18 protein-coding genes are annotated in these 21,848 nt (G+C 73.4%); 14 read left to right on the top strand and 4 right to left on the bottom strand.

Annotation, left to right across the window (positions count from 1 at the left end; all coding sequences use genetic code 11):
- Positions 1-116 precede the first annotated feature (116 nt).
- From AB0I29_RS21755 to AB0I29_RS21715, 9 genes are all read left to right on the top strand, one after another.
- Complete coding sequence (locus AB0I29_RS21755; RefSeq protein ID WP_357485671.1) at positions 117-569, top strand: hypothetical protein; 453 nt, start codon at positions 117-119, stop codon at positions 567-569.
- Between the two features lie 182 nt (positions 570-751).
- The gene (locus AB0I29_RS21750; protein WP_357485668.1) at positions 752-2,413 is read left to right on the top strand and encodes an ABC transporter substrate-binding protein; all 1,662 of its coding nucleotides are present in this window, start codon (positions 752-754) and stop codon (positions 2,411-2,413) included.
- Positions 2,414-2,415: 2 nt separating this feature from the next.
- Positions 2,416-3,486, top strand: a complete 1,071-nt coding sequence (locus tag AB0I29_RS21745) for an ABC transporter permease (protein WP_285106342.1) — start codon at positions 2,416-2,418, stop codon at positions 3,484-3,486.
- A gap of 5 nt (positions 3,487-3,491) precedes the next feature.
- Positions 3,492-4,388, top strand: coding sequence for an ABC transporter permease (locus tag AB0I29_RS21740; protein WP_285106340.1), 897 nt, complete (start codon positions 3,492-3,494; stop codon positions 4,386-4,388).
- Positions 4,388-5,479, top strand: a complete 1,092-nt coding sequence (locus AB0I29_RS21735; protein ID WP_357485663.1) for an ABC transporter ATP-binding protein — start codon at positions 4,388-4,390, stop codon at positions 5,477-5,479. Before AB0I29_RS21740 ends, AB0I29_RS21735 begins: the two co-directional genes overlap by 1 nt.
- Positions 5,476-6,531 (top strand): ABC transporter ATP-binding protein, encoded by a 1,056-nt coding sequence (locus tag AB0I29_RS21730; RefSeq protein WP_285106336.1) that lies wholly within the window; start codon positions 5,476-5,478, stop codon positions 6,529-6,531. Before AB0I29_RS21735 ends, AB0I29_RS21730 begins: the two co-directional genes overlap by 4 nt.
- Positions 6,528-7,610, top strand: coding sequence for a LacI family DNA-binding transcriptional regulator (locus AB0I29_RS21725; RefSeq protein ID WP_357485660.1), 1,083 nt, complete (start codon positions 6,528-6,530; stop codon positions 7,608-7,610). Before AB0I29_RS21730 ends, AB0I29_RS21725 begins: the two co-directional genes overlap by 4 nt.
- Positions 7,607-9,217, top strand: a complete 1,611-nt coding sequence (locus AB0I29_RS21720) for an FAD-dependent oxidoreductase (RefSeq protein ID WP_357485657.1) — start codon at positions 7,607-7,609, stop codon at positions 9,215-9,217. Before AB0I29_RS21725 ends, AB0I29_RS21720 begins: the two co-directional genes overlap by 4 nt.
- 154 nt (positions 9,218-9,371) lie before the next feature.
- A complete protein-coding gene (locus tag AB0I29_RS21715) occupies positions 9,372-10,937 on the top strand; it encodes a glycoside hydrolase family 5 protein (RefSeq protein WP_357485655.1) in 1,566 nt (521 codons plus the stop codon).
- Between the two features lie 9 nt (positions 10,938-10,946).
- On the opposite strand, the gene AB0I29_RS21710 is transcribed toward AB0I29_RS21715, so the two are convergent.
- Entirely contained in the window at positions 10,947-11,309 is a 363-nt protein-coding gene (locus tag AB0I29_RS21710) for a zf-HC2 domain-containing protein (RefSeq protein ID WP_357485652.1), read from the bottom strand.
- Positions 11,310-11,476: 167 nt separating this feature from the next.
- Here AB0I29_RS21710 and AB0I29_RS21705 point away from each other — a divergent pair, with 167 nt between their 5' ends.
- From AB0I29_RS21705 to AB0I29_RS21695, 3 genes are read left to right on the top strand one after another with little or no spacing between them, the layout of a single operon-like run.
- Positions 11,477-12,286 carry a CPBP family intramembrane glutamic endopeptidase gene (locus AB0I29_RS21705; RefSeq protein WP_357485650.1) on the top strand — a complete coding sequence of 270 codons (810 nt, stop codon included), beginning with the start codon at positions 11,477-11,479 and terminating at the stop codon, positions 12,284-12,286.
- Positions 12,286-13,245: an ATP-binding cassette domain-containing protein gene (locus AB0I29_RS21700; RefSeq protein WP_357485647.1), complete on the top strand. Its 960-nt coding sequence runs from the start codon at positions 12,286-12,288 to the stop codon at positions 13,243-13,245. The genes AB0I29_RS21705 and AB0I29_RS21700 overlap by 1 nt, the downstream gene beginning before the upstream one ends.
- The gene (locus AB0I29_RS21695) at positions 13,242-13,991 is read left to right on the top strand and encodes an ABC transporter permease (RefSeq protein ID WP_285106324.1); all 750 of its coding nucleotides are present in this window, start codon (positions 13,242-13,244) and stop codon (positions 13,989-13,991) included. Before AB0I29_RS21700 ends, AB0I29_RS21695 begins: the two co-directional genes overlap by 4 nt.
- Here the strand turns inward: AB0I29_RS21695 and AB0I29_RS21690 are convergent.
- Positions 13,975-17,184, bottom strand: a complete 3,210-nt coding sequence (locus tag AB0I29_RS21690) for a BTAD domain-containing putative transcriptional regulator (protein ID WP_357485643.1) — start codon at positions 17,182-17,184, stop codon at positions 13,975-13,977. The two genes, AB0I29_RS21695 and AB0I29_RS21690, sit on opposite strands and share 17 nt — an antisense overlap.
- Positions 17,185-17,313: 129 nt before the next feature.
- Here AB0I29_RS21690 and AB0I29_RS21685 point away from each other — a divergent pair, with 129 nt between their 5' ends.
- Positions 17,314-18,273, top strand: coding sequence for a diacylglycerol kinase family protein (locus tag AB0I29_RS21685; protein ID WP_357485640.1), 960 nt, complete (start codon positions 17,314-17,316; stop codon positions 18,271-18,273).
- On the opposite strand, the gene AB0I29_RS21680 is transcribed toward AB0I29_RS21685, so the two are convergent.
- Together AB0I29_RS21680 and AB0I29_RS21675 are read right to left on the bottom strand one after the other, a co-directional pair.
- On the bottom strand, positions 18,239-19,732 hold the full coding sequence (locus AB0I29_RS21680; protein ID WP_357485637.1) for a PH domain-containing protein: 1,494 nt from the start codon (positions 19,730-19,732) through the stop codon (positions 18,239-18,241). The genes AB0I29_RS21685 and AB0I29_RS21680 overlap by 35 nt on opposite strands.
- A 92-nt stretch (positions 19,733-19,824) precedes the next feature.
- On the bottom strand, positions 19,825-20,346 hold the full coding sequence (locus AB0I29_RS21675; protein WP_357485635.1) for a PH domain-containing protein: 522 nt from the start codon (positions 20,344-20,346) through the stop codon (positions 19,825-19,827).
- A gap of 161 nt (positions 20,347-20,507) precedes the next feature.
- Here AB0I29_RS21675 and AB0I29_RS21670 point away from each other — a divergent pair, with 161 nt between their 5' ends.
- Positions 20,508-21,839: an FAD-binding oxidoreductase gene (locus AB0I29_RS21670; protein WP_357485632.1), complete on the top strand. Its 1,332-nt coding sequence runs from the start codon at positions 20,508-20,510 to the stop codon at positions 21,837-21,839.
- Positions 21,840-21,848 lie beyond the last annotated feature (9 nt).

The following is a 21,848-nucleotide window of genomic DNA, read 5'->3' as shown; positions in this document are numbered from 1 at the left end:
CCCGCAATACTGGTCGCCGGAAACGCGGCCGGTCAATCAACGTGCGAGCTGACCGCCGGACCGTTGTGCTTTCCGTCCGAAATCGCACCCCCTCATCACCCTGACATGATGACCGCATGGCATGGTGGCGCAGGAAGCCCAAGGAAACGGACGACGTCCGCCCGCCCAGCGACGCGGAGACGGCGGAGCTCATGCGCCGCCTCGCGGACGAGTTCGTCCAGAGCTCTCGTGCCTCCGACCTCTTCGACTACACGGTCGAGTCGATCACAGCACTCGAGGTTCTGATCCAGAGCCTGCTGGAGTCGGCATCGCCGGCCGATCTCGACAAGAGTTTCAGTCTCGGCATGGGCGCGTACGTCGGCGAGGTGGTCGTGCGGAACGGTGCCGGCGCGCACTGGTCCTACGACGCGGACCAGCGCACCGCGCTGGTGCAGAGCGCCCAGTACGGCGCGTACCCCGTCTTCAAGGTCTCCAAGCGGTTCACGATCGGTCCGGAGCACTCCCTGATGCAGTTCGTGCAGGCGGCGATCGACGACGAGGTGCCGCCCGAGGCCCGCCAGGTCCCCTGAGCCTCCCGCTCCAAACCTCCTACCCCCAAGGTGTTGACACCCCGCCCGGCCCGCCCCTAATGTCCTCGCTCATACGTAAGAGCAAACCTCCGCACCGTCGCGGGTCGCTGCTCATACGTATGAGCAGAAGATGCGCAGCGTATGCGCGGTGATCCACCTCGACGAAGCGGAAGGGATCTGGCATGGGACACGCACGATCGTTCGGGCGGCGCGTTTCAGCGCTGGTCGTCTCACTCGTCCTGCTCACCTCGGCCTGTGCGGGCGGCTCGTCGTCCGGCGACGGGACCGCGGGCGGGCGTGACGACACGATGATCTACGGCAAGACGGACGGCGGCACCACGTTCGTCCACAACTACAACGTGGTGGGCCCCGCCGTCGACAAGGCGCCCAACATGGAGCTGGTCTACGAGCCGCTCATGCGCGTCGACTACAGCAACGGCGCCGTGGTCGAGCCGTGGCTCGCGGAGAGCTGGGAGTTCGACGACGCCGGCACCTCGCTCACGGTGCACCTGCGCGACGGCGTCACGTTCTCGGACGGCGAGCCCTTCACGGCCGACGACGCCGTCTTCTCGCTGAACCTGCCGATCGAGCAGCCGGAGTTCTCGATCGCGGGCGTCACCTACGAGCGGGCCGAGAAGGTGGACGACCTGACGTTCACGGTCACGTTCGCGGAGCCGTCGTTCGCCACGGTCAAGCAGTTCGCCAACATCCTGCTGCCGATGGTGCCCGAGCACATCTGGCGCGACCAGGACCTCAACACCTGGACCAACCCCGAGCCCGTCGGCACCGGGCCGTTCACCCTCGCGGAGTTCAAGCCCCAGCAGGTCACGCTCACCGCGCGGGACGACTACTGGGGCGGCGAGCTGCCCATGTCCACCTACAAGATCATCCCCACCAGCGCGGACGCCGCCAAGGCGCAGCTCCTGCGCGGGGACATCGACATCGCGCAGGGCTCCTGGGCCAACGGCGAGCAGGAGTACACGGCCAAGGACCCGGAGCACAACCTGTACCAGCTCTACCCGAACGGCGGCGCGATGTCGGCCATGTTCAACGCCGGCCGGCCACCGTTCGACGACGTCCACGTGCGCCGCGCGCTGGCCATGACCATGGACCGCACCGCCATCACCACCACGCTGCAGCGTCCCGGCACCGAGGCGGGACCGACCGGGCTCAACGCCACGGTCTACGCCGACTGGATCAACCCGGAGCTCGCCGAGCCGTGGCCCGTCGACGCCGAGGCGGCCAAGGCCGAGCTGGCCGACGGCGGCTGGACCGTGAAGGACGGCGCCCTGGTCAAGGACGGCGAGAGCTACCAGCCCACCATCCTGTTCAACAACGACTGGGCCTGGGGCAGCTACGCCGACATCCTCATCAACGGCTGGCGCGACACGCTCGGCGTCGAGGTCAAGCCCGCCGGGCAGCCCACCGCCGGCTACTACGACGCGATGAACCTCGGCGACTTCGACATCACCGCGGCATCCACGGGCGGTGCCGGCATCTACGGCGTCTACGGTTTCCTGGACGGCGACTTCGTGGTGCCGGTGGGGGAGAAGGCGACGCTCAACCAGGGCCGCTTCTCCCACCCCGAGGCCGACGAGATCATCGCGGCGATGGAGAGCACCGACGACGAGGCCGAGCTGAAGGAGCTGGGCCTGCGGATGCAGGAGCTCGTCGTGGACGAGGTGCCGTTCAGCCCGCTGTACGACAACTTCTACTTCGTCGAGATCAACGCGACCCGCTGGTCGGGCTGGCCCACGCCGGACAACTTCGACCACATCCCCTTCGTCGGGATGGGGCCGGACCTCATCCTCACGCTGCTCGGCCTCGAGCCGGCGGAGGGCTGACCATGACGACGACGGAGGCGCCCGCCCCGGTGCGCACGGCACCGGGCGGCCCGCCCGCGGCGGTGCGGGCCGTGCGCCGCTGGGGGTTCCTGCTGCGCCGGCTGGGCTTCTACGCCGCGGCCGCCGCCGCCGCGATCGTGCTCAACTTCCTGCTGCCGCGCCTGATGCCGGGGGATCCGTCCTCCGCCATCGTGGAGGAGCTGCAGCGGGTCAGCGGGCAGCAGGTGCCGCCGGAGACCCTGGAGAGCATCCGGGCGATCTTCGGCGACCCCGACCAGAACCTCGGCGAGCAGTTCCTCGCGTACCTGGGGCAGCTCGCCCGGTTCGACCTCGGCGTCTCCGTCGTCAACTTTCCCGTGCCGGTGAGCGAGCTCGTCCTTCAGGCGCTGCCCTGGACGCTGCTGCTGGTCGGCACCACCACCGTGCTCGCGTTCGTGCTCGGCACGGGCCTCGGCGTGATCGCCGGGTGGAAGGCCGGCAGCCGGCTCGACTCGATCCTCACGCCGCTGACGGCGTTCCTGTCGTCCGTGCCGTACTTCTGGGTCGCGCTGCTGGCCCTGTGGGTGTTCGGGTTCGTGCTCGGCTGGTTCCCCCTGTCGGGCGGCTACGACGCCAACCTCGCCGAGGGGTTCAACCTGCCGTTCCTGGCCTCGGTCATGCACTACGGGGCGCTGCCCGCCGCGACCATCGTGTTCTCCGCGTTCGGCGGCTGGCTGCTGGGCATGCGGAACATGACGGTCACGACCGTCCGGGAGGACTACGTGCTGCTCGCCCAGGCCAAGGGCCTCTCCCGCGGCCGCGTCATCCTGCGCTACGCCGCCCGCAACGCCATGCTGCCGAGCTTCACCGGCTTCGCCATGGCGCTCGGCGGCGTGATCGGCGGGGCACTGCTGACCGAGACGGTGTTCAGCTACCCCGGCATCGGCTACCTGCTGTTCGAGTCCCTCAACAAGCGCGACTACCCGATGATGCAGGGGGTCTTTCTCATCGTGACGCTCGCGACCCTGCTCGCCAACCTCCTGGCCGACTCCCTGTACGTGGTGCTCGACCCCCGCATCCGGGAACAGGGGTGAGCGCCATGAGAACGGGACTCCTGAAGGGCTGGAAGGTCCGCGTCGGTCTGTCCGTCATCGGGTTCTTCGTGCTGCTCGCGGTGCTCGGGCCGTGGCTGACGGCGAGCGTGCCCGGCCTCGACCCGCGTGCCAACGACCTGACCGCGATCGGCCTGCCGCCCAGCGCCGAGCACTGGCTCGGCACCACCCAGTTCGGCCAGGACGTGCTGGCCCAGACCATCGAGGGTGCCCGCGGCTCCCTGTTCGTCGGCTTCCTCTCGGCGGTGATCGGCACGGCGCTCGCGATCCTCGTCGGGCTGCCCGCCGGGTACTTCGGCGGCCGCACCGACTCCTGGCTCAACTTCCTGTCCAACCTGTTCATCGTCATGCCGGTGCTGCCGCTCATCCTCATCGTCGCCGGCTACATGCAGGGCACGGGGCTGTGGGTCATCGCGCTCATCATCGGGTTCTTCGGCTGGTCGGGCGGCGCCCGGACCATCCGCGCGCAGGCGATGAGCGTGAGCAACCGCGACTTCGTGCTCGCCATGCGCACCCTCGGCGAACCGCACCACCGGCTCCTGTTCCACGAGGTGCTGCCGCACCTGACCGGCTGGATCGCCGCGATGTTCCTGTCGGGCGTCATCGGCGGCGTCATGGCCGAGGCGGGCCTGGCCTTTCTCGGCATCTCCGACTCCGGCGCGATCAGCTGGGGCACCATGATCCAGGCCGCCCAGCAGCAGAGCGCGGTGCTGCGCGGCATGTGGTGGTGGTTCGTGCCGCCGGGCCTGTGCATCGCCCTGGTCGCGACGGCGGCGACGCTCGTGAACTTCGGCGTCGACGAGCTGGCCAACCCCAAGCTGCGCACGGTGCGGCGCTCCGTGGTGCGCCGCGCACAGCAGACGTCCGTAGGGAGCGATGCCTGATGGTCACCCAGATCATGTCCGACACCGATCACGACGACGCCGGGACCACCGCCGCGCGGAGAGCCGACGGCGACGTCCTGCGCGTCACCGGCCTCACCGTCGAGTACGTGACCGACGGCGACCCCGTGCGCGCCTGCGCCGACGTCACCTTCACCCTGCGCCGGGGCGAGATCCTCGGCGTGGCGGGGGAGTCGGGCTCCGGCAAGTCCACCCTGATCACGGCTCTGACCCGGCTCCAGCGGCCGCCCGCCGTCACCACCGCGGGCAGCATCGTGTTCCAGCCGCGCGACGGCGGGGCCGCCGTCGACCTGGTCACCGCGAGCCCCAGGGCGCTGCGGGCGCTGCGCTGGACCTCCCTGTCCATCGTGCTGCAGAGCGCCATGGACGCCCTCAACCCCGTGATGCGGCTCGGCGCGCAGTTCGCCGACGCGCTGCGCACCCATGACCGGTCCCTGGGCAACGACGCCGCCTGGGCGCGCGCGGCCGAGCTGCTGGCGACCGTGGGCATCTCGGGGGACCGGGCGCGCAGCTACCCGCACGAGCTGTCGGGTGGCATGCGGCAGCGCGCCAGCATCGCGCTCGCGCTCGCGTGCGGTCCGGAGCTGGTCGTGATGGACGAGCCGACGACCGCGGTCGACGTCGTCATGCAGCGGCAGATCCTGGCCCAGGTGCTGCGGCTGCGCCGGACGCTGGGGTTCGCCGTCGTCTTCGTGACGCACGACCTGTCCCTGTTGCTGGAGCTCGCCGACCGCATCGCCATCATGTACGCCGGGCGCATCGTGGAGCTCGGCACCGCGTCGGAGCTCTACGACGACCCGCGCCATCCCTACACCCGCGGGCTGCGCGACTCGTTCCCGCCGCTGCGCGCGCCCCTCCGGCGGCTCACCGGGATCCCGGGCACGCCGCCCGACCTGCGCCGTCCGCCGTCGGGCTGCCCGTTCCACCCGCGGTGCGCGGCCCGGTTCGAGGGGTGCGACACGCACCTGCCGGAGCTGGTCACGAAGGGCGGGCACGCCGTCGCGTGCCGGCTGCACGACCCGACGCAGAGACCGCAGCCGGCACCCGGCACCAGCACAGGAGGAGCCCGATGACCGCGACCACGGTGCCCGCGCCGTCCGCTCCCGGCGCCCCCGCCCCGGACACCCCGGTCCTGGAGGCCGTGGACGTGACCAAGCACTTCGAGGTGCGCTCGGCCGTGGGCGCCCGCTCGGTGGTGCGCGCCGTGGAGGGCGCCACGCTGGCGCTGCACCGCGGCCGCGTGGTCGCCCTGGTGGGGGAGTCCGGCAGCGGCAAGACGACGCTGGCCCGGCTGCTGGCCGGTTTCTACGCCCCGACCAGCGGCGAGATCGCCCTGGAGGGCGTAACCGTCCGGCAGCGGCGCGGGCGGGTGGAGCGTGGCTACCACAAGGACGTGCAGATCGTCTTCCAGGACCCGTTCGGCTCCCTGAACCCGCTGCACCGGGTGCGGCACAACCTGGAGCGGCCCCTCAAGCTGCACCACGGGGTGCGCGGCCGGGCCGAGCTGGACCGGCGGGTGCGCGAGCTGCTGGAGCGCGTGGCCCTGACACCCACCGAGCAGTTCGTGGACAAGTTTCCGCACGAGCTCTCCGGCGGGCAGCGGCAGCGGGTCGTCATCGCGCGGGCGCTGGCCGTCGAGCCCAAGGTGCTGCTCGGCGACGAGCCCATCTCGATGCTCGACGTGTCGATCCGCCTGGAGATGCTCAACCTGCTCGACCGGCTGCGCACCGAGGACGGGCTCGCGCTGCTCTACATCACGCACGACATCGCCAGCGCGCGTTACCTGTGCGACGACATCGTGGTGATGTACGCCGGGGAGATGGTCGAGGGCGGGCCCAAGGAGCAGGTCATCGCCGACCCGCAGCACCCGTACACGAGGCTGCTGGTGGAGTCCTCGCCCGACCCAGGCCGCGGGGCGCGCGACCGGGCGGCCCTGTTCGACGCCGACGCGGACGGCCTGGGCGAGCCGCCCAGCCTGATCGACCCGCCGTCCGGCTGCCGGTTCCACCCGCGCTGCCCGTTCGCCATGGACGTGTGCCGCACGCAGGCACCGCCGCGCACCGACCTCGGCGACGGCCGCTGGGCCCGCTGCTGGCTGCACCAGAAGACACAGGAGAACGAGTGACCACCACCCCGCGCCGTGCCCGGGCGCCCCGCCAGTCCGACGTCGCGCGGCTGGCCGGCGTCTCGCAGTCCGCCGTGTCCCGCGTGATCGGCGGCGACACGGACGCCGCGCGCATCCCGGAGGCCACCGTCCGGCGCATCCAGGACGCGATCAAGGAGCTGGGCTACGTGCCCAACCCGACGGCGCGCAAGCTGCGCACCGGCCGCAACCGCCTGCTCGGCGTGCACACCTTCGAGGCGGTGTTCCCGCGGGCGCGCGAGGACTTCTACTTCGAGTTCCTGCTCGGCATCGAGGAGCGGGCCGAGGAGATCGACCACGACCTGGTGCTGTTCACCTCCACGGGTGGCAGCGACGGACGGCGCCGCGTCTACCGCGACGGCGTCAACCGCCTCAACGTGGCCGACGGCGCGGTGCTGCTCGGCGTCGCCGCCGACCGCGCCGAGCTTGCCCGCCTCGAGGCCGACGGCTACCCCTTCGTGCACATCGGCCGCCGCGAGGTGCCCGGCACCCGCATCACGTGCGTCGTGCCCGACTACGAGTCGGCCGCCGCCGCGATCGTCGACCGGCTGGCCGACCTCGGGCACGAGCGGATCGGCTACCTGTGCGCCGGCATCGAGGAGGAGTCCTACGCCGACCGGCGGCGGGGCTACGAGTCCGCCGTCGCGCGGCGCGGCCTGCGGGACGTCTCGCCGGCGAGCCCTGGCCTGGAGGAGGGACGCCTCGATGCCGCCTGGCTCGACGCGGTCGCCGCGGGCGAGGTCACCGCCGTCGTCGCCGACGCCGAATGGCTGGCCCACCCGCTGGCCGACGGCCTGGCGGACCGCGGGCTGACCGTGCCGCGCGACGTCTCCGTCGCCGTGCTGGAGGGCGTCGCGCCCGACGCCCCCGTGCGCTGGGACTGCCTGCAGATCCCGCGCCGCGAGGTGGGCCGCCTCGCCATCGACACGCTCGTCGGCATGCTCGACGAGCCCGGCGAGCCGGTCGCGGACGTGCTCGTGGAGTGCGTCGTCGTCGAGGGAGAGACCGTGGCCGCGCCGCCGGCCGGACCATCAGGAGACACGAGGGGGAGCACCGTATGAGCGCGGGTACGAGCGAGCGCAAGACGGACGTGCTGATCGTGGGCGGCGGGCTGGGCGGCGTGGCCGCCGCGCTGACCGCGGCCCGGCTGGGCCGGCGGGTGGTCCTGACCGAGCCCACCGACTGGCTCGGCGGCCAGCTCACCGCGCAGGCCGTGCCCCCGGACGAGCACACGTGGATCGAGGACGGCTATGCCCCGCCCGGCTACGCCGAGCTGCGCCGTCGGGTGCGCGACTACTACCGCCGCAACTACCCCCTGACGCCGCGCGCCGCCGCGGACCCCCTGCTCGACCCCGGCCTCGGCATCGTCAGCCACCTGTGCCACGAGCCGCGCGTCGCGGCCGCCGTGCTGGAGGAGATGATCGCGCCCTGGCGCGCCGGCGGGCAGATCGAGCTGCTGCTGTGTCACGAGCCCACCGCAGCCCACACCTCCGGCGACGAGGTGGACGCCGTCACCCTGCGCGACACCCGCGACGGCCACGAGACCACCGTGCACGCCGACTACGTCGTGGACGCCACCGAGCTCGGCGACCTGCTGGAGCTCGCCGCCGTCGAGCACGTGGTCGGCGCCGAGGGCCGCGACGAGACCGGCGAGCCGCACGCCCCCGCCGTCGCCGACCCCCTCGACCAGCAGGCGATCTCCTGGTGCTTCGCCCTGGAGCACCGGCCCGGCGAGGACCACACCGTCGACCGCCCCGCGGCCTACGCCCACTGGCGCACCGCCGTGGCCCCCTTCTGGCCCGGCCCGCAGCTCTCCTTCGACGACGTCGTGCCCATCACCCTCGAGCCGCGTACCTCGCGCCTGTTCGAGGCCGACCACGCCCGCAACGCCCACTTCCCGCTGTGGACCTTCCGCCGCGTCCTGGCCCGCGAGAACTTCGCCGACGGCGCGGTTGGCGACGTCACGATCGTCAACTGGCCCCAGATCGACTACTGGGCGGCGCCCCTGCTCGGCCCCGGCGTCGACGACGCCGCGCGCACGGCGGCGCTCGCGGGCGCGCGCGACCTGTCGCTCTCGTTCCTGCACTGGCTCCAGACCGAGGCACCCCGGCCCGACGGCGGCACGGGCTACCCCGGACTGCGCCTGCGCCCCGACGTGACCGGCACGCCGGACGGCCTGGCCAAGGCCCCCTACATCCGCGAGGCCCGCCGCATCAAGGCGGAGCTGACCGTCACCGAGCAGCACGTGGGCGTGCAGGCGAGGCCCGACGGCGCGGGCAGCGAGATCTTTCCCGACACCGTGGGCCTGGGCCGCTACCGGATCGACCTGCACCCCAGCACCGCCGGCCGCACCTACGTGGACATCGAGGCGTACCCGTTCCAGGTGCCGCTCGGCGCCCTCGTCCCGGTGCGGGTGGAGAACCTGCTGCCCGCGGGCAAGAACATCGGCACGACGCACATCACCAACGGCTGCTACCGGCTGCACCCCGTGGAGTGGGGCATCGGCGAGGCCGTCGGGGCGCTCGTGGCGTTCTGCCTGGACCGCGGCCTGCCGCCCCGCAAGGTGCGCAGCGACCCCGCGCGGCTGGCCGACTACCAGCGCCTGCTGAGCGACACCCTCGGCATCGCGCTGGCCTGGCCCGACAAGATCCGCACCCACCGTGACTGAACCCTCACCACCCGACGTGTCAGACCTACAGGTCACCCGAGGGATCTGTAGGTCTGACACGCCGCCTGCGCCTACCGAGGGGGTGGTGCTACCCGGCTGACCGGTTCCACCCCCGGAGCTCGACCGCTCGTTCAACGAAGAACGGAGAACCATCGTGCTGCGCACCAACCACCACAGGGGCCGCGCGCCCCAGCCCACCTCACCCGTCCCCGCCGTCGCCCGGCCACCGGCCCGCCCGCCGCGGCGGCACGCGCTCGCCGCCGCGGCGCTCGCGCTCGCCGTGGCCGGTCTCGGCCTGATGGTCCCGGCGGCGGGAGCCGCCGGGGTCGCCCCCGCCGCGGAGCCCACGCCTGCCGCCGAGGCCGCCCCCGCCGCCGTCTCGCGGCTGGGCACCTCGGGCAACAAGATCGTGAACGCCGCCGGCACCCCCGTGCAGCTGCGCGGCGTGTCCGTGCTGGCGCCGCGGCACAACGCCGAGTGCCCGGAGTGCCATCCCAAGCCGATCTCCGACGTGATCGACATGACCGTGTCCGACGGCTGGCAGTCCGACGTCGTGCGCCTGCCCGTCACGGTCTGGGGTTCGCTCAGCGTCGAGGACAACGTGGCCCAGTACGTGGACCCGTACGTGCAGCAGGCCGTGGAGCTGGGCATCTACATCATCGTGGACCTGCACTACGTGTCCGACTACGGCAGCACGGGCGTCCCGCAGTCCACGGTCGCGGAGTTCTGGGACTACGTGGCGCCGCTGTACGCCGACGTGCCGAACGTGATCTACGAGGTCTTCAACGAGCCCGTCGCGCCCGCGAGCTGGGCCACCTGGAAGGCGTACATCCAGCCGGTGGTGGACGACATCCGGGCGGTCGCGCCCGAGACGCTGCTGCTCATGGGCGGCCCGCAGTGGAGCACGTACGTCAACCAGGCGGCGGCCGACCCGATCGTCGGGAACGACATCGCGTACGTCTACCACCTGTACCCCAACCAGGGGGACGCCACGGCCGCGAACCTGGACGCGAAGTTCGGCAACGCCGCCCAGCAGATCCCGGTGATCCTCACGGAGTTCGGCTGGAACCCGCCCGGCGAGTTCTCCGACCCGGTGGTCACCCAGGGCACGACGTCCGGCTGGGGCATCCCGCTGCGTCAGTACCTCGACGCCCGGCCGCACATCAGCTGGACGGCGTGGCTCTTCGACAACTACTGGAAGCCGCAGATGTTCGACCACGACTGGAACCTGCTCGGCGGCGAGCACCAGGGCGCGATGATCAAGGCGTGGCTCGCCGACCAGCCGTACGCGTCCCCGTGCGCGGACCACGCGGCGGTCGGGGCCACGGCGGTCGCGTCGTCGTCCGGGAGCGCCTCCAGCGGCGCGGCGAAGGCCGTGGACGGCGACTGCACCAACGCGGGCCGCTGGCTCTCGGCGGCCGGTGACACCACGCCCACCCTGACGATCACGCTCGACGCGCCGACCGTCGTCGACCAGGTCGACGTGTACAGCGGGTTCATCGGCGGGGGTTCGGTCAACGTGCTGCGCGACTTCACGGTCGAGGTGCACACGTCCGCCGGGTGGCAGCAGGCGGCCGTCTTCGACGACAACACGCTCGGCCTGGTCAGCGCGCCCGGCCCGGCTGCCGCCGTCGACCAGGTGCGGCTCGTGATCACCGACCCGTCCAACTACACCCCGGACGTGGCCCGGGTCTTCGAGGTGGCGGTCCGCGCGGCCTAGCGGAGCGTGTCAGACGTACAGGTCACCCGAGTGACCCGTACGTCTGACACGTCGGCGGAGGGGCCGGCGGTGCCGGCCGCCCCGGTGGTCGTCGGCGACCAGGCGCCGGTCCAGGGCGCTGCGGTTCCAGGACACCTGGCGGACGTCGATGAACGCGCGGATGCACGCGGCACAGCCGTCCAGGTGTCGCTCCAGCCGGTGCCGGCGGTGGGGGAGCAGCCGCCCCGAGAGGTAGTCGTGGATCGAGGCCCGCGTCGAGCGGCACTCGGGGCGCTGCATGCCGTCGTCCGACCACCCGGGCTCGCCCGACAGCCCGGCCAACGCGGTGCGGAGCCTGGCGACGTCGGCCTGGCGCGCACCCGTGTTCCTCACGCGAACTGCCCCCTTAGCGCAGAGTGTCCGGTCTGACTGGCCGGGTAATAGTGCCACTGCCCACCGGGAGTTTCCCAAACGTGCGGGTGATACACGCTGACACGGTCCGGGAGCCGTGTCAGCGCCGTGTCAGCGTCGTGTCCGCGGGTGCCGACAGCATCCTCGGCATGGAGAACATATCCGGCCCCACGGCCTTCGTCGAAGACACGCGAACCAACCGCGTCGTCGAGCTGCTGCTCGCCGAGCGCCACTCCCTGCCCCTGTCGATCGCGCTGCACCTCGTGCCCGGCGTCCTGATCGTCGCCGTCTACCTGCTCGTGGCCCAGCCGCTGGTGCGGGCCATCGACTACCCGTCGTTCCTGGGCTGGGCGATCGCCCTGGTCATCGTGCTCTACCCGCTCCAGTTCGGCCTGCTCTGGCTCGGCCGCCGGCGCACCGGCCGGTACTCGCTCCGGGGCGTCCTGGGTTACCTGGACAAGCCGGTCCCGCGCGGCCGGCTCGTCGCCATGGTCGCCGGCCTCATGGCCTGGTTCATCGTGGTGTCCTCCGTGCTGACCGTCCTCGACACGGCCGTCTTCGAGGCCTTGTTCACGTGGCTCCCGTTCGACGACGTCGGCGCCAGCGCCACCACGTACCTGGAGGGCAACGACCGCACGGTCATGATCATCACGCTGGCCGCGTCCATCCCGTTCACCGGCTTCACGCTGCCGCTCATCGAGGAGTACTGGTTCCGCGGGTTCCTGATGCCGCGCCTGGCCCACCTGGGTGCGTGGGCGCCGGTGCTCAGCACCGTCCTGTTCTCGCTCTACCACCTCTGGTCGCCGTGGGTGTTCCTCTCCCGCGTGATCTTCTTCTTCCCCGGCCCCTGGTTCGTCTGGAAGAAGCAGGACCTGCGGCTGTCGATCGGGATGCACGCCGGCACCACCCTGCTCATGGCCACCGGCGGCACCGTCGCGCTGATGCTGGGGGTCATGTGATGCCCACCTCGGCGATCGCGGTCTCGGGACTGCGCAAGACGTTCAAGGACAAGGTGGTGCTCGACGGCATCGACCTCGACGTCCGGGCCGGCACCATCTTCTCGCTGCTCGGCCCCAACGGCGCCGGCAAGACGACGACGGTGAACCTGCTGACCACCCTGACCCGGGCCGACGGCGGCACCGCACGGGTCGCCGGCCACGACCTGGCGACCGAGGCGAAGGCCGTGCGCGCCGCGATCGGCGTGACGGGCCAGTTCGCCGCCGTCGACGAGCTGCTGACCGGGAGCGAGAACCTGCAGCTCATGGTCGACCTCAACGGCCGGGGCGCCGGCGGCAGGTCCGTCGCGGAGCTGCTGGAGCGGTTCGAGCTGACCGAGGCGGCGCACAAGCCGGCGTCGACCTACTCGGGCGGCATGCGCCGCAAGCTCGACCTGGCCATGACCCTGGTCGGCGACCCGGAGATCATCTTCCTGGACGAGCCGACGACGGGCCTGGACCCGCGCAGCCGCCGCACGATGTGGTCGATCATCCGCGACCTGGTGGCCGACGGCGTGACGATCTTCCTCACCACGCAGTACCTGGAGGAGGCCGACCAGCTCGCCGACCGGATCGCCGTCCTGGACCAGGGCCACATCGTGGCCCAGGGCACGGCCGACGAGCTCAAGCGCCAGATCCCCGGCACCCACGTGCGGCTGCGGTTCGCCACCCTCGCGGAGCTCGACGCCGCCGCGCGCGTCCTGGCCGACGGCACGCGGGACGACGAGGCGCTGAGCCTGCGCGTACCCGGCGACGGCGGCACCCGGTCGCTGCGCACCCTGCTGGACCGGCTCGACGAGTACTCCCTGAGCGCGGAGGAGCTGTCCGTGCACACCCCCGACCTCGACGACGTCTTCCTCGCCCTCACCGGTCGCACGGCCGAGACGACGGACCGCACCACAGAGACGGAGGCCGCCCGATGAGCGCCACACCCCACGCCGCCGTCATGCTGCGCCGCAACTTCAAGCACATCGCCCGCAACCCGACCGCCGTGTTCAACGCGGTGCTGATGCCGATCATCATCCTGCTGATGTTCGTCTACATGTTCGGCGACGCCTTCGACGTGGGCGTCGACTACATCGACTACGCGACCCCCGGCCTGATCCTGCTGGCCGTCTGCTACGGACTGGGGTCCACGGCCACCGCGGTGAACTCCGACATGACCAAGGGGATCATCAACCGGTTCAAGGTCATGGACGTCTCGCGCAGCGCCGTGCTCACGGGGCATGTCGTGGCCAGCCTGCTCACGAACGTGGTCGCCGTCGCGGCCCTGCTCGGGGTGGCGTTCCTGCTCGGGTTCGGCCCGGCGGCGGGCCCCCTGGACTGGCTGGGCGTGGCCGGCATGGTCGTGCTGCTCGGGTTCGCGACCGGCTGGCTGACCGTCGCGCTCGGCCTGGCGGCGAAGTCGCCCGAGACGGCGGGTCTGGCCTCCGTGCCGCTGGTCATGCTGCCGTTCTTCAGCAGCGCGATCGTCCCGGCCGACACGATGGGCCCCGGGCTGGCGCAGTTCGCGCAGTACCAGCCGTTCACGCCGATCATCGAGACCGTGCGCGGCCTGCTCGCGGGCACGCCGTCGCTCGGCACCGCGCTCGTCGCCGTCGGCTGGTGCGTGGCCATCGCCCTGGTGGGCTACCTGTGGGCGGGGGCCACGTTCACGAAGCGAGCGTGACGGCGGCGAGCGGTTCCCAGCCGGACTCCCGCTCCAGCTCCCGTCCTGCCCGAGCCGCCTCGGCGAACCCGGTGTCGCCGAGGCGGCCGCGCGCCGCGCCCTCGACCCGCGCGATGTCCGGCGTGGCGCGGTAGTCGCGCCGCTCGTGCACCCCGGCGCTCGCCCCGAGCAGGCGCGCGGCCTGCTCGTGCTCCCCGAGCCTCAGCGCCAGGTCCGCGACACCGACGAGCGCGACGGCGACCATCGGCGCGTGCCCGGTCTCCACGGCGGCCCGGCACGCCGCGGCGTGGTGGGTGCGCGCCTCGTCGAGGTCGGGCGAGAGGTAGCCGAGCTGGTCGCGCATGACGGCGCTGACGTGCGCCCCGTCGGACTCCTCACCCCAGATCTCCGCGGCGGTGGCGAGGTGCTCGCGCGCCGCGGCGGCGTCGCCCCGCCACCGTGCGAGCTCTGCCCTGGCGAGCGCCAGCGCGCCCAAAGTGCCCGGCCACGTGACCCGCCGTGCGTGCCGCTCGGCCTCGGCCATGGCGGCCGCGCTCGCCTCCTCGTCACCCAGCAGCCAGTGCAGATGGGCCAGGCGCGAGCGGATCTGGATGACGTCGTCGACGGCGCCGATCTCGGTGACGACCACGGCGGCCTGCTCGTAGTGCTCGCAGGCGGCCGCGAGCTCGCCGCGCGCGGCGAGCTGGTCGGCCAGCTCGGACAGGGCGAACGAGATCCCGAACCGCTCGCCGAGCGCGCGGAACTCGGCGAGCGCGCGCCGGAGGTCCGCCTCGGCCCCGAGCTCGTCCTGGCCGATCATCAGCTTGAGCTTGCCCAGGTGCAGGCGGGCCAGCGCGCGCACCCACGGGTCCTCGTCGTCCAGCACGTCCGTCCAGGCCGCCACGCCCTCCTCGGGGGCCACCAGCAGGCGTTCCAGCGGGACGGTCAGCGGCAGCGCCGGGTGCTGCCGTTCGGCGTCCTGGCTGAAGCGGTAGGCCTTGTGGATCCAGTCGGCGGCCGTGTGCTCGTCGCCCAGGCCGGCGCTCAGGAACACCGAGAGCAGGGCGTACACCCAGGCCCGGACGTCGTCCGCCACGTCGCCGGGCAGCCTGGTGGCGGCCAGCAGCAGGTCCATGCCCTCGGACTTGTGCCCGCTGAGCCACCAGTACCAGCCGGAGCCCGCCGCCAGCCGCATCGCCTCCGCAGCCTCACCCGACGCCAGGGCCCCGCGCATCGCGGCCGTCAGGTTGTCGTGCTCCACGGTGAGCGTGGCGAGCCAGGTGAGCTGCTCGGCGCGGCGCAGGTGTGGCTCGGCGGTCTCGGCGAGCTCGGTGCACCAGGCCAGGTGGGCCCGGCGGGCCAGCTCGGCCTCCCCGGCCTCCGCGAGGCGCCCGGCGGCGTACTCCTTGATAGTGCCGAGCATCCGGTAGCGCGGGGCGTGGGCGTCGCCGTCCGCGACGAGCAGCGACTTCTCGGTCAGCGCGGTGAGCAGGTCGAGCACGTCGTCCTGCGCGACGTCGGCCGCCGGGTCGGTACAGACGCGTTCGGCGGCCTCCAGGCTCGCCCCGCCGCGGAACACCGACAGCCGGCGCAGGACCGTCCGCTCGGCGTCCGTCAGCAGCTCCCAGCTCCAGTCGACCATCGCGCGCAGCGTGCGGTGGCGGGGCAGCGCGGTGCGGCTGCCGCCGGTCAGCAGGCGGAACCGGTCGTCGAGCCGGGCGGCGAGCTGGTCGATCGACATGGTGCGCAGCCGGGCGGCGGCCAGCTCGATGGCCAGGGGCATCCCGTCCAGGGCCCGGCAGACGCGCGCCATGGTCGCCAGCGTGGCGGCGTCGGAGCCGGCGGCGGAGGCGAGGTCGGCGCGCACGGCGCCCGCCCGGTCGAGGAGCAGCCGGACGGCGGGCGCGGAGCCGATCTCGTCGTCGCCGGCCGCGGCGCCCGGCAGGGCCAGGGGCAGCACCTGCCAGAGCGCCTCGCCGGGGATGCCGACGGCCTCCCGGCTCGTGGCCAGGATCCGCAGCCGCCGGCACTCGCCGAGCACGCGCTCGGCGAACCGCGCCACGGAGTCGATCACGTGCTCGCAGTTGTCCAGGACCAGCAGGGCCTCACGGTCGCGGACGGCGGCGACGACCCGGTCGGTCGCGTCCAGGGTGGACCCCTCGCCGAGCAGGGCGTCGCGGAGCTCGAGCGCGGTGAGCGCCGCCTGCGCCACGTCGTCGTCGGGCCCGAGCGGGGCCAGCTCGACCAGCCACGCCCCGTCGGGGAGGTCGGCGGCCAGGAGGCCCGCGATCTCGGTGGCCAGTCGGGTCTTGCCCGCGCCGCCCGGCCCGACCAGCGTGGTCAGCCGGTGGTCCGCGACGAGGCCGCGCACCACGGCGAGGTCGGCGTCCCGGCCCACGAAGCTGGTCAGGGCGGCCCGCACGTTGGTCCGGCGGGTCGCCTCGCGCGGGGCCAGCTCGCCACGCAGCAGGGCGACGTGCAGGGCCGACAGCTCCGGCGAGGGATCCACGCCGAGCGCGTCGGCGAGGGCCTCGCGGGTGCGCTGGTAGACCTGCAGCGCCTCGGCGTCGCGCCCGGTCGCGGCCAGCGCGCGCATCAGCGCGGCGACCAGCCGTTCGCGCACGGGGTGCTCGGCGACCAGGTCGGTCAGCTCCGCGACCACCTCGGCGCCGTGGCCGAGCCCGAGCTCCGCGTCGAACCGGTCCTCCAGGGCCGTCAGGCGGAGCCGGTCGAGCCGGGTGACGGCGGCGCCGAGGCTCCCACCACCGAACCCGCTGCCGACCGCACCGTCGATCCCGCCGTCCGTCCCGCCGACGTCCTGCAGCGCCGGGCCCCGCCACAGGGCGAGGGCCTCGCGCAGCAGCCGGACCCTGCCGGCGACGTCGGCGTCGTGCGCGCGGGCGACCAGCCGCTCGAACCGCACGGCGTCGACGCCGTCGGGGTCCACGAGCAGCCGGTAGCCGCTCACCTGACCCTCCAGGGCGCCGTCCGGCAGCACCTTGCGCAGCCGGGAGACCAGGCGCTGGAGCGCGTTCGTCGCGTCGGACGGCGGGGCCTCGCCCCAGATCCAGTCCACGAGCGTGGCCCTGGGCACCACCCGGCCCGGGTTGAGCGCGAGGGCGGCCAGCAGCGCGCGCAGCCGCGTCCCGGGGACGTCGGCGGCGGCGCCGTCGTCCAGAGTGACCTCGAACGGACCGATCATCCTGATCTGCACCGGCAGATCTTGGCACAGGACGGGAGACCGTCGCGGCGACCACGACGCACGCGACGACCGTCCCGGCCAGAAGGGTGACGTGGTGTGCCCGCACCCGTGCCGTGCCCCCCGGCGTGCGAGCATGGCGCCATGACCGCACGCCTCGGCATCATCTGGAACCCCGCCAAGACGACCAGGCGGGCCCTCGACACCGCGCTGGACAAGGCCGTGGCCGCCGAGCGCCTCGACGACCCGCGGTGGCGCGAGACGGTGCTGTGGTTCGGGACGACCGAGGACGATCCCGGCCAGGGCGCGGCCGAGCGGGCGATCGAGGCGGGGGCCGAGGTGGTCGTGGCCGCGGGCGGGGACGGGACGGTCCGGGCCGTCGCGGAGCATCTCGCGCAGTCGGGCGCCGACGTCGAGCTGGGCATCGTGCCGCTCGGCACCGGCAACCTGCTCGCCCGCAACCTCGGGGTGCCCCTCACCGGCGCGTCCGCGGCCTTCCGCCGGGTGCTGAGCGGCCGCCCGCGCACCATCGACGTGGGCTGGCTCGAGATCGACCTCGACGGCGGCACGCGACGTCACGCGTTCGCGGTCATGGCCGGGTTCGGGCTCGACGCGCACATGATCACCGAGACCGACGACGACCTCAAGGACAAGGTGGGCTGGCTCGCCTACGTCGAGTCCCTGGGACGCGCGCTGTCCGCCAGCGGCACCCTGGACGTCCGGATCACGGCCGACGGCCGGGTGCTGGAGCGCGGCAGCGCCCACACGCTGCTGGTGGGCAACTGCGGCATGCTCCAGGCCGGCATCACCCTCCTGCCCGACGCCGACCCCGGGGACGGCGAGCTGGACCTGCTGGTCCTGAGCGCCGACGGCGCCGCCGGGTGGGTCGACACGCTGCGGAACATGGTCTGGGACAACGGCATCAAGCGTGTCCTCTCGGGCGGGGCCTCGGCCGAGAGCAGCGAGAGCGCGACCCACCGCCGGCTGGAGAACCTGGAGATCGAGCTCAGTGAGCCGCGCGTGTTCGAGATCGACGGCGAGGACCTGGGGGAGTCGACCCGCGCCGCCGTCACCGTCCAGCCGGGTGCGGTCCGGGTGCGCTGACGGGTTCGCTCGCCGGCCCGGCCACGAGGAACGGCCGCAGCAGGCCCGGCACCGCGGCGTCGGCGAGCGCCAGGCCGTCCGGCTCGGCGGCGTCGCGCACCGCGTACGCGCCGGAACCGGCCGCGGTGGTCGCGAGCACGGTGACGAGTCCGGCCCGGCGCTGGAACACCGACTGCCGCACGGTCCAGCCCACGATGCCGCGCCGCTGGAGCGCCACGGTGGCGCGGCGCACGGTGCCGCTGCGCGCGACCAGGTAGCGCTCGGTCAGCGTGTGGCCGAGCGCGCGGTAGGCGTCCAGCGCCAGCACGATCGCCAGCGGCACGAGCACCAGCGCGCTGATCCAGGCGATGTGCAGCAGCACGGGCGTGAGCAGCAGACCGAGCACCACGAGCACGGCCTCGGTGACGAGCACGGTGGCCAGCGCCCGGCGCAGCCGCCGGCCGCGCGCGGCGACCGGGTGCCCGGTGAGCGGCGCCGCCGTCGGCGAGGTGTCCGGCTCGCGCAGCACGTCCGCGGCGACCCGGTCGGCGAGCTCCTTGGGTGCTACCGGTAGCAGGGTCTTGCTGTCGGTCTTGTCCTCCTCGCCCGTGGCCAGCCCGGTCGCGACGGCGTCCACGCGCGCCCCGCCCGCGAGCCGCGCGGTGAGCGGCTCCACGAGCTCGACGCCGCGCAGCCGGGACTCCTCGAGCGTGATCGACCGGGTGGTGAGCAGCCCGCGCCGCACGTGCAGGGTGCCGTCGGCCTGCCGGTCCAGCGTGTGGTTCCACCAGTACTCGACCCACAGCGCGACGGTGGCCACGCCGCCCACGACGAACAGGCCCACGCCCATCAGCACGGCGACGAGCACGGCCGGGCCGAGGCCGAACCACGACCCGATCGTCTCGAACAGCTCCTCCTGCAGGCCGAACCACTCGGACACCTGGATCAGACCGCCGGCGGCCGCCGCGCCCAGCGTCGGGGTGAGGAACGACAGCGGGGCGAACCGGATCCAGCGGCGGTCGAAGCGGGCCAGGGCACCGTCGTCGGCGCCCTCTGCCCCGTCGGCGGGGCGTGCGGCGTGCGCGAGCAGGGTGGCGCGCAGCGCCTCCGCGTCGGTGCGGCGCAGCGGCCAGAGGGTGACCGTCCCCTCGGTCCCGGCCTGCTCGCCCGTACCCACCCGGACGGTGGCCGTGCCGAGCACGCGCAGCACGGGGTCGGCGGTCAGGTCCACCGAGCGGATCCGCTCCCGCCGCAGGGCCAGGCGCTTGCGCACGACGACGCCGGTGTGCACGTGGAACCGTTCCGGGTCCACGCGGTACCGGGTGACGCGCCGCATCCACTCGCCGGCCACGCCGCCCGCGACCACCGCGAGCACCAGCGGAGGCAGCACCCAGGCGAGCGCGAACCCGATCCCGCTGCCCACGGCAAGCCAGTACCCCGTGACGAGGGCCGCGCCCCCGGCGGGGCCGAGCGTGTACACGGCGCCGGCCAGGTAGGCCCGGCGGTCCAGGCGCTCCCAGGTGAGGTCGTCGGGCGCGGGGCTCTCGGGCGTCGGGCCGTCGTCGGCGGCGCTCAGGTCGCGTCCTCGGGTGTGGCCTGGGTGGCGACGGTCAGGCCGGCGGCGAGGTCGGCGGCCGTCTCGGCGTCGAGTCCCTCGATCTTCACGGCTCCCCGGGCGGACGCCGTCGTCACCGTGAGCGTGGCGAGGCCGAAGCGCTGCTCCAGCGGCCCGCGGGCGGTGTCGACGGTCTGGATCCGGGAGAGCGGGGCGACCCGCCACTCCTGGAAGAACCAGCCGGTCCGGGTGTAGACGGCCTCGTCGGTGACCTCCCAGCGGTGGTGGCGGAACCACAGCCGGGGCAGGGCGAGCGCGGCGGCCGCCCCGAGGACGGCGAGGATGCCGGCCGGCAGGAACAGCCAGAAGCGGGCGGGCGGGATCAGCACGCCCAGCACCACCAGGACGACGACGGGCACCGCCGTCAGCAGGACCCACTGGAGGGCCCACCAGCCCACGGCGCGCGGGTCGACGGCATGTCGTGGGGGACGCAGCCGCAGGGACGCGTTCGGACTCTCGTCGGTCAGCGGCGATGTCACCCGGTCATGGTCCCAAGGCCCGGGAGCGGCGGCAACAAATTACCTGGCTGCGGCGCGGTCTCCGGCTCGTCGCGGGCTGGTCCTGCGCACCCCGATGAGTCCGGCGGCGACGGACGGTCTCTCCTGCAGCACGGTCCCACGAGGCGCGAGGAGACGGCAGCATGGACATCACGGAAGACCCGGCGGCGACGGAGCTCGACCTGCGGCGTCCGGGCGACGCCGGGTTCGACGAGGCCCGCACGGTGTGGAACGCGATGGTGGACCACCGCCCGGCCCTGGTGGTCCGGTGCCGCGCGGCGGACGACGTGGTCGCGGCGCTGGCGCTGGCCCGGCGCGAGGGCCTGGAGGTGGGGGTCCGCTGCGGCGGGCACAGCGTCGTCGGGCACGCGGTGCCGGACGGCGGGCTGATGATCGACCTCACGCCCATGGGCGAGGTCCGCGTCGACCCGGAGCGCCGGCGGGCGTGGGTGCAGGGCGGGGCCCTGCTCGGCGCGCTCGACGCGACGACCCAGCCGCACGGCCTGGCGACGACGGCCGGGAACGTCTCGCACACCGGCGTCGGCGGGCTCACCCTGGGCGGGGGCATGGGGTGGCTGGCCCGCCAGTACGGCCTGGCCTGCGACAACGTCGTGGCCTTCGAGGTGGTGACGGCGGCCGGCGAGGTGGTGCGGGCCTCGGCGGACGAGCGGTCCGAGCTGTTCTGGGCGCTGCGCGGCGGGGGCGGCAACTTCGGCGTGGTGACCGAGTTCGAGTTCCGGCTGCACCCGACGGGCACGCGCGCACTCGGCGTGGAGCTCGACTTCCCGATCGGCGCGGCCGGGTCAGGGGACGCGTCGTCCGCCGCCTTCCGGTGGCGCGACCTCAGCGCCTACGCCCCGCGGCAGGCCACCTACACCGCGGCCGTGCACGACGGCGTCGCGACGTTCGGCTTCGTCTGGGTGGGCGACCCGGAGGAGGGCCGTGCGCACGCGCGGGAGCTCGACGCGCTGGGCACGCCGGCGGCCCGCCGGGTCGAGGAGCTGTCCTACCTGGACCTGCAGACCCGGGAGGACAGCGTCAGGGGGCACGCCGTGCGCCGCTACTGGAAGGGCCACTACTTCCGCGAGCTGCCCGACGCCGCGCTGGAGGCGCTGCTCGCCCACGACCCGGAGGTGCGGGCCGGCCTCCAGGCCTACGGCGGCGCCATCGCGGAGGTGCCGGACGACGAGACCGCGTTCAGCCAGCGCGACGCGCGGTTCGAGTACGTCGTGGCGACCGGCTGGACCGACCCGGCCGAGGACGAGCGGCGGATCGCCGCCGCCCGCACGAACGCGGCCCTGCTGGAGCCGTACGCCAGCGGCGTCTACGTCAACGTCCTGGCCGACGACGGCGCGGCCGGCGTCCGCCGGGCCTACCCGCCGGCGAAGCTGGCGCGGCTCGCGGAGGTCAAGCGCGCGTACGACCCGGAGAACCTGTTCCACCTGAACCAGAACATCCCGCCGGCGCCGGCCTGACCGAAAAGG

This window comes from Promicromonospora sp. NPDC050262, from assembly GCF_040655935.1.
Classification (GTDB): domain Bacteria; phylum Actinomycetota; class Actinomycetes; order Actinomycetales; family Cellulomonadaceae; genus Promicromonospora.
This window is presented reverse-complemented; position numbering and strand designations above follow the sequence as displayed.

What these genes read in the sequence shown, in the direction of transcription:
- AB0I29_RS21755 (WP_357485671.1), top strand. Translation starts at nt 117, where the DNA reads ATGGCATGGTGGCGCAGGAAGCCCAAGGAAACGGACGACGTCCGCCCG.
- AB0I29_RS21750 (WP_357485668.1), top strand. Translation starts at nt 752, where the DNA reads ATGGGACACGCACGATCGTTCGGGCGGCGCGTTTCAGCGCTGGTCGTC.
- AB0I29_RS21745 (WP_285106342.1), top strand. Translation starts at nt 2,416, where the DNA reads ATGACGACGACGGAGGCGCCCGCCCCGGTGCGCACGGCACCGGGCGGC.
- AB0I29_RS21740 (WP_285106340.1), top strand. Translation starts at nt 3,492, where the DNA reads ATGAGAACGGGACTCCTGAAGGGCTGGAAGGTCCGCGTCGGTCTGTCC.
- AB0I29_RS21735 (WP_357485663.1), top strand. Translation starts at nt 4,388, where the DNA reads ATGGTCACCCAGATCATGTCCGACACCGATCACGACGACGCCGGGACC.
- AB0I29_RS21730 (WP_285106336.1), top strand. Translation starts at nt 5,476, where the DNA reads ATGACCGCGACCACGGTGCCCGCGCCGTCCGCTCCCGGCGCCCCCGCC.
- AB0I29_RS21720 (WP_357485657.1), top strand. Translation starts at nt 7,607, where the DNA reads ATGAGCGCGGGTACGAGCGAGCGCAAGACGGACGTGCTGATCGTGGGC.
- AB0I29_RS21705 (WP_357485650.1), top strand. Translation starts at nt 11,477, where the DNA reads ATGGAGAACATATCCGGCCCCACGGCCTTCGTCGAAGACACGCGAACC.
- AB0I29_RS21700 (WP_357485647.1), top strand. Translation starts at nt 12,286, where the DNA reads ATGCCCACCTCGGCGATCGCGGTCTCGGGACTGCGCAAGACGTTCAAG.
- AB0I29_RS21695 (WP_285106324.1), top strand. Translation starts at nt 13,242, where the DNA reads ATGAGCGCCACACCCCACGCCGCCGTCATGCTGCGCCGCAACTTCAAG.
- AB0I29_RS21685 (WP_357485640.1), top strand. Translation starts at nt 17,314, where the DNA reads ATGACCGCACGCCTCGGCATCATCTGGAACCCCGCCAAGACGACCAGG.
- AB0I29_RS21670 (WP_357485632.1), top strand. Translation starts at nt 20,508, where the DNA reads ATGGACATCACGGAAGACCCGGCGGCGACGGAGCTCGACCTGCGGCGT.